We start from the raw sequence: 11678 nt of genomic DNA on the forward strand, positions 1-11678 counted from the left end.
AATCAGTCTGCATATCGTGCAGTGGTGGACACCAGTACCGTGCCTTTGGACCGAGCGCTGGAGGAGACCCGAACCGGCGACATCTGGCTGTTTCGCGGCCATTCGGCGCCGGATCGGGCGATCCAGACCCTGTCGAACAGCCCGGTCAACCATGTCGCGATGACCGTCGCGATCGATGATTTGCCGCCGCTGGTGTGGCACGCCGAGCTCGGCGACAAGCTCATCGATGTGTGGACCGGAACCAACCATCGCGGTGTGCAGCTCAACGACGCCCGCCAAGCGGTCGAACGGTGGATGCACCGATACGGCCAGCGGTGCTGGCTACGCCAGCTGACGCCGTATGCGACCGGCGAGCAGGAAAACCGGCTGCTGCGGGTTATCGCCCGCATGGACGGCACCCCGTTTCCCAGCACCGCCCGGCTCACCGGCCGGTGGTTCCGCGGTCGAATCCCCACCATGTACGACTGGGTACGGGGAATCCCGGTGGTGGACAAGAAGGTTCGCGAATCGACACAGCGACGAAAGGCGCGGCGCCGTGAAGTCGGCCTGGAAAGTGCCTACTGCGCCGAGACGGTCGCGCTCACGTACGAGGAAATGGGATTGCTGTCGACGGAGAAGTACTACAACTGGTTCGATCCCGGTTCGTTTTGGAGCGGTGACAGGCTTCCGTTGGCAGCGGGGTATCAGCTGGGCGCTGAAATCGCCGTCACTGCAACGTAATCGGGGACGGAGGGTTCGAGTCAGATTGATACGACCCGGACCAGAGGGTCAAGTCCGGCGAAGTCGTCAGGGTTTCTGGTGTACAGATCCAGCCCGTTGGCATGTGCCGTGGCAGCAATCAGCAGGTCCGCGAACCGGCTTCGCGGCTTTCGCCCTCCTCGGACCATGGCGGCGACTACCAGTCCATAGCTGCGCACTGCCGCGCCGTCGAAAGGGAGCGGCTCGAATTTCGACTCGATTTCTTGCAGCCGCTGCTGCCGTTTCGCCGCCTCGCTGGGGGTGTCAGCAAGCTGCGGTCCTGCCGCCAGCTCAGCCGCGGTGATCGCTGAGATCGCCATTTCATCAGGCAACGCCTGGACGACGGGTGGGTCGTGCCAGTCGACGACCACCGACGTGTCGAGTAACCCCGGCCGCACGGTCACAGCTTCTGATCGACCACGCGGTCGAGGTCGGCGCGGAACTTGTGCCGGTCGATCCGGACGTTGGCTGCTGCCAGTGCGGCTACCTCGTCCCGAGAGATGAAGACCCGACGTCCCGCGCGGATCGGCCGGAGCTCGGCCACCGGCTCGCCGTTGCGCGTGATGATGAAGCTTTCCCCGGCGGCGACGGAGTCAATCACCTGCGCGTTCCGGTTGCGTAACTCCCGCTGGGCGATAACGTGAGCCATGACCGCTATCGTAGCAGAGTGTGCTACATCCAGCTACGCCAACGGTCGAGCAGGACCGCCTCGCCTGGGTCGAACTCGGCTACGCCTTGGCGTCCCGCGCGGTCTGTGCTTCCAGACGGCGTCGGGTTTCAGCTACCGCGCGTCTGATTTCGGCATTCTCCCGTTCCGCAGCGGCTTGCCGGCGTTCGGCCTCTTCGTCAACGCGTTGCAGTCGCTCGCGCTCACGCTGTGCCGTCGCACCCTCGCGTTCGTCCGCTGCCAGCTCTCGTTCATCGGCCTGCTGCTCGCGTTCATCTGCGATTCGGTCGCGCTCATCGGCGACGTGATCGCGTTCGTCGGCGACTCGCTCGCGCCTGGCGAGCTCACTTTCACGACGCGCAAGCACCTTGTCGCGCTTATCCAACTCAGTGCTGCGCCAATCGGGTTGGCCCGGACCATCGCTACGGTCGTCAGCGGCCACGGCTCAGTTTAACGCCGCAGGGACCGCCCGCCATGGCTCGCGAGCAGCCGCCTCGCCGCTAGACGTTGAACTTGAACTCGACCCTTGGTCAGACGTTGAACCGGAACTCCACCACCACGCCCCGCACAACCCGTGCCGACGATCACACTCCGAATTTGGCCCGAGCTTCCTCCGTGACGGGCGTGAATAGGTTGACCAGGTTTCCATCCGGATCCCGGAACAACAGTGCACGGTTTCCCCACGGCATTGTGGTCGGCTCGGTGACCACTTCTGAGACATGTCCGCGAAGTCGCTCCCACTGGGCGTCCACGTCGTCGACGATGAATTCGATGATCGCCGTGCGGTTTGCCGCCGGCTCGGCTGATCCGTCCCCGAACAGAGCTACGGTTCGGTCACTTCCGATGGCCAGGGTGCCCACAGCAGTGGGAATTTCCGCGAACAGGTCGTTACCCCAGTTCGCGGTTGCACCAGTGACCATCTCATAGAACCTGACCAGCTGTTTCACGTCGGCAGTGATGAGGCGGGTCGAAACGAATTTCATCGGACGTACTCCTCAGGGTGTCTGTCGGACAGCCCGGCGGATGGGCTGGTCGAACCGCATGATAGGGGCCCACTCCGACAAGTCCGCCCCGTCAATTCTTCTTCGGCTGCTGTCCTGACGTTGCTTGAAACCGGAACTCGACGACGTCGCCGTCGGCCATCACGTAGTCCTTGCCTTCCATGCGGACCTTGCCGGCGGCTCTGGCCGCGGCCATCGATCCGGCGGCGACCAAGTCGTCGTAGGACACGATCTCGGCTTTGATGAAGCCCTTCTCGAAGTCAGAGTGGATGACCCCGGCCGCTTTCGGCGCGGTGTCGCCTTGATGGATCGTCCAGGCGCGAGCTTCCTTGGGACCTGCCGTCAAAAAGGTTTGCAGCTTGAGAGTGTGAAAACCGGCGCGCGCCAATGCATCCAGTCCGCGCTCAGTCTGCCCGATCGACTCCAGCAGCTCGGCCGCGGATTCGTCGTCGAGCTCGGCGAGTTCGGCTTCGATCTTGGCGTCGAGGAAGACCGCGTCGGCGGGTGCGACGAGCTCGCGCAGTTCGGTAACCCGCGTGGTGTCGGTGAGCACCGCCTCGTCGGCGTTGAAGACATAAAGGAATGGTTTGGTGGTCAGCAGGTTCAGCTCCCGCAGCAGCGAGGCGTCCATGCCGGCGGCGAACAATGTCGTCCCCCCGTCGAGCACCTGTTGGGCGGCCACGGCTGCGTCATGAACGGGTTTGCGTTCCTTGTTGTTGCGGGCTTCTTTCTCCAGCCTCGGCACCGCTCGTTCCAGGGTCTGCAGATCAGCCAGGATCAACTCGGTCTCGACGATCTCGATATCCGATTTCGGGTCGATCTTCCCGGCGACGTGGGCCACATCGTCGTCGGAGAACACGCGCACCACCTGGCAGATCGCATCGCATTCGCGGATGTTGGCCAAGAATTTGTTGCCCAGGCCCGCTCCCTCGGATGCCCCTTTGACCAGGCCTGCGATGTCGACAAAAGTCACCGGGGCCGGGACGACCCGTTCCGAGTGGAACATCTCGGCCAACTTGGCCAACCGTGAATCGGGCAGCGGTACGACGCCCTCGTTCGGTTCGATCGTGGCGAACGGATAGTTGGCGGCCACCACATCGTTTTTGGTCAACGCGTTGAACAGCGTCGACTTGCCGACGTTGGGCAGACCGACGATCCCCAGATTCAGACCCACGGGAATCTAAGTCTATGGATCAGCCGCGCTAGCGGCAGCACCGCACCTAGCCATGGCACGCCCGGGCGGTTCACTAGCTCTTTACGGTGGTTTGGGTCCCCAGCCGGTACGGTCAGACGTGTGTCAGCACAGCGGGCGCGGTCGGCGGTAGCGGCGGATCATCGCTCGATCCACCCCAACCTCGCCGGTGTGCCCTGGTGGGCGGCGATCGTTATCGCGGTGACGGCAGCGGCCGTCGGCTTCGCCTACGACGCCGGCTCTGGTAACAAGGAGCTGACGAGCGTCTTTACCGCGCTGTATGTCATCGGCTGCGTGGTGGCGGTGCTGGTGGTGCGGCAGTCCGGCGTATTCACCGCCGTCATCCAGCCACCTCTGATCTTGTTCTGCACCGTGCCGGGGGCCTATTGGCTTTTCCACGGCGCCAAGATCGCCGGTGTCAAAGACATCCTGATCAACTGCGGCTATCCGCTGATCGAGCGCTTTCCGCTGATGCTGTTCACCTCGGTCGGGGTCCTGCTGATCGGCATGGTGCGCTGGTACCTCGGGATGGCGACCCGCAGCACGGCGACCCCCGAAACCGACGCCGACACCGGCACGCGCAGTGGCGCAATCGCGGGGAAGATCGCGTCGCTGTTCAGTCGAGACTCGGCTGAGGCCGAGAAGAGACCAGCGAGAAGGTCGCGTCGAGTGCACGCAGTGGGTCAGTCGAAATCCGCCAGGTCGACCAGCCGGGGCCGGCCCGCCAAACGCCCGGCGCCTACCCGGTCGCGCCATGCTCGACCGCCGCTGGATGAGGCGCCCGATCCTGCCGTCGAGCGCAGGCGACGCCGTCGGCCGACCCACGCTCGAGATCTGGATGCCGCCGAGCCGCCGGCTACCCCGCGCCGCCGGCCGCGGCCGCCGCGTGACCCGGACCTTCGCGATCAACCGCCGCGGGAAATCCGGCGCGATCCGCACGTGCGCAGCGCCCGGCCGACGACTCGCAGCAGCCGCTTCGACCCGTATGAGCCCATGGACGCCTACGAGCCGCCGCCGCGCCGTCGCACAGCATCGAACGCGGCCAGTGCCACCGGTGCGACACACCACCCCATTTCCCGGGTCCGCTATCGCGCAGCAGGCCCTAAAGAAGATGCCGACGCGGATCCGGGCAGCCGCCCCCGCAGAACTCCCAAATCGGCGGCTGACTCGTGGGAGTACGACATCTGACCGTGGGCGAGCAGACGCAAAAGCCCCAAAAATCGCCCGTCATCAGGGGATTTTGCGTCTCACTCGAAAATGAGGCGACCCCTTGCTGATGAGTCGCTGGCATTAGGTGTTAGGCGGCTTGGGTGGGTGGCTCGAGGGTGACTTTGTATCCCAGGCTCTCCAATTGCTTGATGGCTCGTGCCTTGGCTTTGCCGGGCTGGTGTCGGGTGTAGTAGTCGGGGCCGGGATCGCGGTAGAAGGCGCCGTTGGTCAGCATGTTCCAGGCGTCGGTGAGCATCTTGTGTTCGATGGAGACTAGGGCGATCTGGCCGGCGATCGACATACCGGCGGTTTTGTCTCTGCGCGATTGGGCGGCCCGGCGCCGGCCGGCGATGCGCCGGTAGCGGATGCTGTAGTAGGTGCCTTTGGTGCGAGCGGCCGACAGGGCTGCCACGCCGAGCGCGGCTTTAAGGTGACGGTTGCCCGGGCGGGTGGCGCCCGATTTGACCCGGCCTGCTGACTCGTCGCAGCCCGGCACCACCCGGCCCACGACGCCAGGTGCGCGGCGGTGGGAAATACGCTCATGTCCGCACCGGTTTCGGCGATGAACACATCGGCCACCAGCCGCGACCAGCCCGGGATGCTCATCAGCAACTCCCGGATGGGTCGAAAGGGAGCGATCGCCTCCTCGATGCGTGCATCCAGGCGGGCGATATCGGCGGTGTGGGCATCGATGCGATCCAAATACAACCGCACCATAAAGGCGTGATGCTCGGTGAACCGTCCGCGCAGCGCCTCGGTGAGCGCTGGGATCTTTTGACGCATCCGTTGTTTGGCCAGATCAGCGAGGACCACCGAATCGCGTTGGCCGGCGATCAGCGCTTCTAGCATTGCCCGCCCGGAGACTCCGACGATGTTGGAGGCCACCGCGGAGAGTTTGATTCCGGTGTCTTCGAGCAGCTTCTCCAGCCGCTGAATCTCTTTGGTGCGCGCCCGGGTGATGGTGGTGCGAGCCCGGGTCAGATCGCGTAACACCCGAATCGGCTCCGGCGGCACAAACGAGGCGCGCAGCAGCCCGTGGGCGCCCAGATCGGCCAGCCACGCCGCATCCGAGACATCGGTCTTGCGCCCGGGCACATTGCGCGCCGCCTTGGCATTGACCAGCATCACGTTCAGCTGGCCTTCGAGTAGGTAGTAAAACGGCTTCCAGTAATCGGAGGTGGATTCGATCACCACACAGGAGACCCGCTCAGCGAGCAGATGCTCGCGTAACGCCAGGATCTCGCCGGTGGTCGACCCCCACGTACTGACCGTTGTCGACGTGCCACGCCGCCCTCGGCCCTGAACCCGAACGCAGACCTTCGCGTCTTTCTTCGACACATCAATGCCCGCGCACCGCGGATGGATCACCTCCATGGCCGATCACACCCTTTCCGTCCAGATATCTTGTGGTGGAGCGTGTTTCGGAGAGGGCGAAAACAAAACAGGAGTCTCACTCACGTGCTCACAGGCAACAATCCACCGCCCCCGCACAACCACCAGGGGGTGCCCTCCAGCCACCAAGCTGCTCGCCGTGCTCACCGGCAACACAGACGCAACGGGGTCACCGAAACACCCCTAAAGCGTCAACCCGCACCGGCCCGCGAAGCAACCACCCACCCAGCCGAACTGCCAGTGCTAATTTTCATCTTCCACCGCGGGGCGAAGCCCCCCTGGCAGCTGCTCGCCATTAGGACCGGGCGGGCCGGATCTCCCGCGGTAACGCGAACACCAGCGTCTCGTTCGCGGTGGTCACGGACTGCACGAAGTCGTAGCCGTATTCGGCCAGCCGTTCCAGCACGCCGCGCACCAGTATCTCGGGCACCGAGGCGCCGGAGGTGACGCCGACCGTGGTGACGTCGTCGAGCCACGCCGGGTCGATGTCGTCGGCGCAGTCCACCAGGTGCGCGGCCCGTGATCCGGCGCCGAGCGCCACCTCGACCAGCCGCACCGAGTTGGACGAGTTGGCCGAGCCCACCACGATCACCAGCTGACACTCCGGTGCCATCGCCTTGACCGCGACCTGCCGGTTCTGCGTGGCGTAGCAGATGTCGTCACTGGGCGGGTCCTGCAGCTTCGGGAACCGCTGCCGCAGCCGCTCAACGATGTCCATGGTCTCGTCGACCGACAACGTGGTCTGCGACAACCAGATCACCTTGTTCTCGTCGCGCACGTTGACCCTGTCCACGGCAGCGGGCCCGTCGACCAGCTGCACGTGGTCGGGGGCTTCGCCGGCAGTTCCGATGACTTCCTCATGGCCCTCATGGCCGATGAGCAGGATGTCGTAGTCGTCCCGGGCGAAGCGTTTCGCCTCGTTGTGCACCTTGGTGACCAGCGGGCAGGTGGCATCGATCACCTGCAGCTGCCGCTCGGCGGCCGAGGCGTGAACGCTGGGGGCCACACCGTGCGCGGAAAACACCACGATGGCGCCTTCAGGGACCTCCTCGGTTTCGTCGACGAACACGGCGCCGGCCTTGGCCAGGGTCTCCACCACGTGCCGGTTGTGGACGATCTCGTGGCGGACGTAGACCGGAGGGCCGTGCTTTTCCAGCGCACGCTCGACCGTCTCGACGGCGCGGTCCACCCCAGCGCAATAGCCACGCGGCTCGGCCAACAGCACCCGCTTACCCACCGGAGTGTCGACCGCCGAACGCGAAGCGCCCGGGATCCCCATGTTGACGGTCGGTGGCATGCCAGCCAGCGTACTTTCCGCCCGTACAGCACCGCCACGTCGCGCCGTCGGCTTGGAGTTGACCGCCGCTTAAGGCAGTCTTGGACTCATGGCTACTGCTCCGTATGGGATCCGGCTGCTGGTGGGGGCTGCAACGCTCGCCATCGAGGAAACCAGGAAACTGCCGCGGACCATCCTGATGTATCCGATGACGCTGGCCAGTACTGCGGCGCACATTGTGATGCGGTTCCAGCAAAACCTGGCCGAGCTGGCCATCAAGGGCGACGCCACGCTGGAGACGATCTTTCCGCCCAAAGACGAGCAGCCGGAGTGGGCCACCTTCGACGAGGACATCGCCGAGCTGACCGACGACGCGCCGACTTCGGGCGCCGCTGACGCCGAGCGCCGCGCCGAGGGGCGCTTCGCGTTGTACTCGGTGTCCGACGCCGCGGACGACAACCGGGAGCCCGGTACCGCATCCGAGGCGCCGACCAAGCCGACACGCGCCACGAAGAACCCGGCGACCACCGCGACCGTCCCGGTGCCGCCCGTGGCCGCCGAACTTGACTACGAGACGCTGACCCTGGCCCAGCTGCGAGCCAGACTGCACTCGCTGGACGTGGAGGAACTCGAGGCCTTGCTGGCCTATGAGGAGGCCACCAAGGCGCGTGCACCGTTCCAGACGCTGCTCGCCAACAGGATCACCCGCGCGACCGCAAAGTGACCCGAGCGGTGCCGGTCCAGCCGGCGAATTCTCCCGAGAACCCGTTTCCCGTGCGTGCGGTGGCCATCCGGATCGCGGGCTGGATCGACAAGCTGGGCACCGTCTGGGTCGAGGGCCAGCTGACGCAGATCAACATCCGGCCCGACTCCAAGACGGTGTTCATGGTGCTGCGTGATCCCGCGGCCGACATGTCGCTGAGTGTGACCTGTCCGCGGGATCTGGTGCTGGGCGCGCCGGTGAAACTCGCTGAAGGCACCCAGGTGGTGGTATGCGGCAAGCCGACGTTTTACACCGGACGCGGCACATTCTCGTTGCGGCTCAGCGAGATCCGCGCTGTCGGGATCGGTGAGCTGCTGGCACGCATCGAGCGGCTGCGCGGGCTGCTGGATGCCGAGGGACTCTTCGACCCACGACTGAAGCGGCCAATCCCCTTCTTGCCCAACATGATCGGGCTGATCACCGGCCGCGCCAGCGCGGCCGAACACGACGTGACCACCGTGGCCGCCGCCCGCTGGCCGGCGGTGCGCTTTGCGGTGCGCAACACCGCTGTGCAAGGGCCCAACGCCGTTTCGCAGATCGTCGAGGCGCTGCGTGAGTTGGATGCCGATCCCGAGGTGGACGTCATCGTGGTGGCCCGCGGCGGTGGCAGTGTGGAGGACTTGTTGCCGTTCTCCGACGAGACGTTGTGCCGCGCGATCGCGGCGTGCCGCACACCAGTGGTCAGCGCGGTCGGGCACGAGCCCGACAACCCGCTGTGCGACCTGGTCGCCGACCTGCGTGCCGCCACCCCTACCGATGCGGCCAAGAAGATCGTCCCGGATACGGCCGCCGAACAGGCTTTGATTGACGACCTGCGTCGCCGCAGTGCTCACGCGTTGCGCAGTTGGGTGGCCCGCGAAGAGCGCGCGCTGGCTGCGCTGCGCAGCCGTCCGGTGTTAGCGGAGCCGATGACGGCGCTGCAGACGCGCGCCGACGAGATCCACCGCGCCCGGTCGGCGCTGCGCCGGGACATCTCCCGCCTGGTCGACGCGGAGACCGAACGCATCGGCCATCTGGGCGCCCGTCTCGCCTCGCTCGGCCCGGCGGCCACCCTGGCCCGCGGCTATGCGGTGGTGCAGACGGTTCCCGCGTCCGGGCCGGCCACGGTGTTGCGGTCGGTGGCCGACGCTCCCGCGGGCACCCACTTGCGGGTCCGGGTCGCCGACGGTGCTGTGGCGGCGCTCAGCGAGGGGCCGACGGATGGGCGGTGAAAAAGAGCGCGGTGATGCTACGCCTATTAGTGAACTCGGGTACGAAGAATGCCGCGATCAACTGGTCGAAGTGGTCCGGCTCTTGGAGCAAGGCGGACTGGACCTAGATGCATCGCTAGCCCTGTGGGAAAGAGGCGAACAGCTGGCTAAACGCTGTGAAGAGCACTTAGCTGGCGCACGTAAGCGAATCGAGGACGTGCTGGGCGCGAACGACGTCGGGGAAACCTGAGGGCGCAAATACTTTAGCCATTAGTACTCGAAACTGGAACACGTTTCAGTTATGCTCGGCCGCATGAGTGATCCTTCGTTGACCACTGAACTGGGCCGTGTGCTGGTCACAGGCGGCTCCGGCTTCGTCGGCGCCCACCTCGTGTCCACGCTTCTCGACCGCGGATGCCACGTGCGATCCTTCGACCGGGCGCCGTCACCGCTACCGGAGCATCCGCAGCTGGAGGTGCTGCAAGGCGATATCTGCGATCCCGGCATCGTCGCGGCCGCAGTCGATGGCATCGACACGGTGTTTCACACCGCGGCGATCATCGAGCTGCTCGGTGGCGCGTCGGCGACCGACGAATACCGGCAACGCAGCTTTGCGGTCAACGTCGGCGGCACCGAGAACCTGGTGCGCGCCGCCCAGGTCGCCGGGGTGAAACGGTTCGTCTACACCTCGTCCAACAGCGTGGTGATGAGCGGCAAGCGCATCGCCGGCGGCGACGAAACACTGCCCTACACTGACCGGTTCAACGATCTCTACACCGAGACCAAGGTGGTCGCCGAGCGGTTTGTGTTGTCGCAGAACGGTGTTGGCGGCATGCTGACCTGCGCCATCCGCCCGAGCGGTATCTGGGGCCGCGGCGACCAGACCATGTTCCGCAAGATATTCGAGAGCATGGTCGCCGGGCACGTGAAAGTGCTGATCGGACGCAAGACCGCCAAGCTCGATAACTCCTACATTCACAACCTGATTCACGGGTTTATCCTGGCCGCCCAGCATCTGGTTCCAGATGGCACCGCGCCCGGTCAGGCCTATTTCATCAACGATGGCGAGCCGATCAACATGTTCGAGTTCGCACGACCCGTCATCAAAGCTTGTGGGCAACGCTGGCCGCGGCTACGGATCTCCGGTGCCGTGGTCCGCTCGGTGATGTCGACGTGGCAGCGGCTGCACTTCCGGTTCGGGCTGCCCCGGCCTCCACTCGAACCCCTTGCGGTGGAACGGCTTTACCTGGACAACTACTTTTCGATCGCCAAGGCAGAGCGCGACTTGGGTTACCGGCCGCTGTTCACCACCGAGCAGGCGATGAAGGAATGCCTGCCCTACTACGTCGAGCTTTTCGAAACCGTAAAAGCCACCGCCAAGCATCACGCGGCGTCGGCGGTGACGGTGCCAGCCCACGCATCTTAGTCAGGGCAGTCTCGCCAGCGCACGGATCTCGCCTGTCGCGCTGTTGACCAACGCGGCGCGGTCCAGCCGGGCCCGCAGCGGTAACACGTCCAAAACAGCGCCCACGACCACGGGCAACTGCGCCAGCATCGCGCGCGGTGCAAGCGAACAGTGCGGCAGCCAAATTCCGGGCACGTAGTGCTTGTGCAGTTCGGCACCGGTGGCGGTGACGGCCTCGACAACCCGTGCCTGCCGGGCGACGAAATCGGCGCTCACCCCGGCGACCAGCCACGTGCGGCCGCGTCGGAACAGCCCTACGCCGTCGAAGCTGAGCTCCACCGGCGAGCCGTCGCCGAGGCCTTCCAGGGCGGCGGTGACCGCCGTCTGGTCCCATCTGCGCAACACCGCATATGAGACGTGTGGCACGTGCCGGCCGTGGGTATGGGAGCGCAGGCTCGGGACGCCCTGCTGCTCGATGCGGTCCCACAGCGCACGGACCGCCCGCTCGGAATGTCGGTCGAACAGCAGGCAGACGGCCAGGGCCACGGATCAGCGATAGAGGTGCACGGGCTGGTGCGTGACCTGCTCGATCCGCCGTGACGCGCTCTGCAAGAGCTCTGTGCCCAACGCGATCAACCCTCGGGCGGCGGCGATCTGTTCGCCGATCATGGGCTGGCTCGCATCGTTCGGATGACGGTACGCGTCGCCCAGGGTGGTCATGGTTTCGCCGTCAGCGAGTTGGGCACGCACCGTCGCATGGGTGTGCGTGTCGTCCTCGTCGAACTCGATGTCGACATGCCAGTTGCTGTTCAAATCACGGTCGTACATAGCAATCACCTTCTCTA

The 11678-nt window shown here is 65.4% G+C and carries 14 protein-coding genes and 1 pseudogene; 7 read left to right on the top strand and 8 right to left on the bottom strand.

Features of this window, described 5'->3' with window-relative positions:
* Positions 1–39: 39 nt before the first annotated feature.
* Complete coding sequence (locus G6N15_RS02975) at positions 40–720, top strand: guanylate cyclase (protein ID WP_372506463.1); 681 nt, start codon at positions 40–42, stop codon at positions 718–720.
* A 20-nt stretch (positions 721–740) separates the two neighbouring features.
* Here G6N15_RS02975 and G6N15_RS02980 read toward each other — a convergent pair whose 3' ends face one another.
* Both G6N15_RS02980 and G6N15_RS02985 read right to left on the bottom strand, forming a co-directional pair.
* Positions 741–1142, bottom strand: a complete 402-nt coding sequence (locus G6N15_RS02980; protein ID WP_197910678.1) for a type II toxin-antitoxin system VapC family toxin — start codon at positions 1140–1142, stop codon at positions 741–743.
* A complete protein-coding gene (locus tag G6N15_RS02985; protein ID WP_083084641.1) occupies positions 1139–1387 on the bottom strand; it encodes a type II toxin-antitoxin system Phd/YefM family antitoxin in 249 nt (82 codons plus the stop codon). Before G6N15_RS02985 ends, G6N15_RS02980 begins: the two co-directional genes overlap by 4 nt.
* A 175-nt stretch (positions 1388–1562) precedes the next feature.
* Between G6N15_RS02985 and G6N15_RS02990 the strand changes: the two genes are divergently transcribed.
* Positions 1563–1859 (top strand): hypothetical protein, encoded by a 297-nt coding sequence (locus G6N15_RS02990; protein ID WP_163747911.1) that lies wholly within the window; start codon positions 1563–1565, stop codon positions 1857–1859.
* Positions 1860–1989: 130 nt separating this feature from the next.
* Here the strand turns inward: G6N15_RS02990 and G6N15_RS02995 are convergent, their stop codons facing one another.
* Complete coding sequence (locus G6N15_RS02995) at positions 1990–2388, bottom strand: VOC family protein (RefSeq protein WP_083084640.1); 399 nt, start codon at positions 2386–2388, stop codon at positions 1990–1992.
* 91 nt (positions 2389–2479) lie between these two features.
* The gene (gene ychF, locus G6N15_RS03000; protein ID WP_083084639.1) at positions 2480–3580 is read right to left on the bottom strand and encodes a redox-regulated ATPase YchF; all 1101 of its coding nucleotides are present in this window, start codon (positions 3578–3580) and stop codon (positions 2480–2482) included.
* Positions 3581–3700: 120 nt separating this feature from the next.
* Between ychF and G6N15_RS03005 the strand changes: the two genes are divergently transcribed.
* The gene (locus G6N15_RS03005; RefSeq protein ID WP_083084638.1) at positions 3701–4786 is read left to right on the top strand and encodes a DUF6542 domain-containing protein; all 1086 of its coding nucleotides are present in this window, start codon (positions 3701–3703) and stop codon (positions 4784–4786) included.
* Positions 4787–4895: 109 nt separating this feature from the next.
* Here G6N15_RS03005 and G6N15_RS03010 read toward each other — a convergent pair.
* Positions 4896–6181: pseudogene (locus G6N15_RS03010) on the bottom strand (IS110 family RNA-guided transposase).
* Between the two features lie 313 nt (positions 6182–6494).
* A complete protein-coding gene (locus G6N15_RS03015; RefSeq protein ID WP_083089590.1) occupies positions 6495–7496 on the bottom strand; it encodes a 4-hydroxy-3-methylbut-2-enyl diphosphate reductase in 1002 nt (333 codons plus the stop codon).
* An 88-nt stretch (positions 7497–7584) separates the two neighbouring features.
* Here G6N15_RS03015 and G6N15_RS03020 point away from each other — a divergent pair, with 88 nt between their 5' ends.
* The 4 genes from G6N15_RS03020 to G6N15_RS03035 are packed head-to-tail and all read left to right on the top strand — an operon-like array spanning position 7585 to position 10854.
* Positions 7585–8199 carry a lipid droplet-associated protein gene (locus G6N15_RS03020; protein WP_083089588.1) on the top strand — a complete coding sequence of 205 codons (615 nt, stop codon included), beginning with the start codon at positions 7585–7587 and terminating at the stop codon, positions 8197–8199.
* A gap of 8 nt (positions 8200–8207) precedes the next feature.
* The gene (gene xseA / locus G6N15_RS03025; protein ID WP_372506508.1) at positions 8208–9449 is read left to right on the top strand and encodes an exodeoxyribonuclease VII large subunit; all 1242 of its coding nucleotides are present in this window, start codon (positions 8208–8210) and stop codon (positions 9447–9449) included.
* Positions 9439–9678 (top strand): exodeoxyribonuclease VII small subunit, encoded by a 240-nt coding sequence (locus tag G6N15_RS03030; RefSeq protein ID WP_083089584.1) that lies wholly within the window; start codon positions 9439–9441, stop codon positions 9676–9678. The genes xseA and G6N15_RS03030 overlap by 11 nt, the downstream gene beginning before the upstream one ends.
* Before the next feature lie 51 nt (positions 9679–9729).
* Positions 9730–10854 (top strand): 3-beta-hydroxysteroid dehydrogenase, encoded by a 1125-nt coding sequence (locus G6N15_RS03035; RefSeq protein WP_083089582.1) that lies wholly within the window; start codon positions 9730–9732, stop codon positions 10852–10854.
* On the opposite strand, the gene G6N15_RS03040 is transcribed toward G6N15_RS03035, so the two are convergent.
* The gene (locus G6N15_RS03040; protein WP_083089580.1) at positions 10855–11379 is read right to left on the bottom strand and encodes a 2'-5' RNA ligase family protein; all 525 of its coding nucleotides are present in this window, start codon (positions 11377–11379) and stop codon (positions 10855–10857) included. It lies immediately after the preceding gene.
* Between the two features lie 3 nt (positions 11380–11382).
* Positions 11383–11661: a DUF1876 domain-containing protein gene (locus tag G6N15_RS03045; RefSeq protein WP_083089578.1), complete on the bottom strand. Its 279-nt coding sequence runs from the start codon at positions 11659–11661 to the stop codon at positions 11383–11385.
* Positions 11662–11678 lie beyond the last annotated feature (17 nt).

Source organism: Mycobacterium noviomagense (assembly GCF_010731635.1).
Lineage (GTDB): Bacteria > Actinomycetota > Actinomycetes > Mycobacteriales > Mycobacteriaceae > Mycobacterium > Mycobacterium noviomagense.

Excerpts from the sequence above, each read along its gene's own strand:
- G6N15_RS03045 (WP_083089578.1), bottom strand. The coding sequence starts at position 11,661 with ATGTACGACCGTGATTTGAACAGCAACTGGCATGTCGACATCGAGTTC.
- G6N15_RS02985 (WP_083084641.1), bottom strand. The coding sequence starts at position 1,387 with ATGGCTCACGTTATCGCCCAGCGGGAGTTACGCAACCGGAACGCGCAG.
- G6N15_RS03035 (WP_083089582.1), top strand. The coding sequence starts at position 9,730 with ATGCTCGGCCGCATGAGTGATCCTTCGTTGACCACTGAACTGGGCCGT.
- G6N15_RS03030 (WP_083089584.1), top strand. The coding sequence starts at position 9,439 with ATGGGCGGTGAAAAAGAGCGCGGTGATGCTACGCCTATTAGTGAACTC.
- G6N15_RS03015 (WP_083089590.1), bottom strand. The coding sequence starts at position 7,496 with ATGCCACCGACCGTCAACATGGGGATCCCGGGCGCTTCGCGTTCGGCG.
- G6N15_RS02995 (WP_083084640.1), bottom strand. The coding sequence starts at position 2,388 with ATGAAATTCGTTTCGACCCGCCTCATCACTGCCGACGTGAAACAGCTG.
- G6N15_RS03020 (WP_083089588.1), top strand. The coding sequence starts at position 7,585 with ATGGCTACTGCTCCGTATGGGATCCGGCTGCTGGTGGGGGCTGCAACG.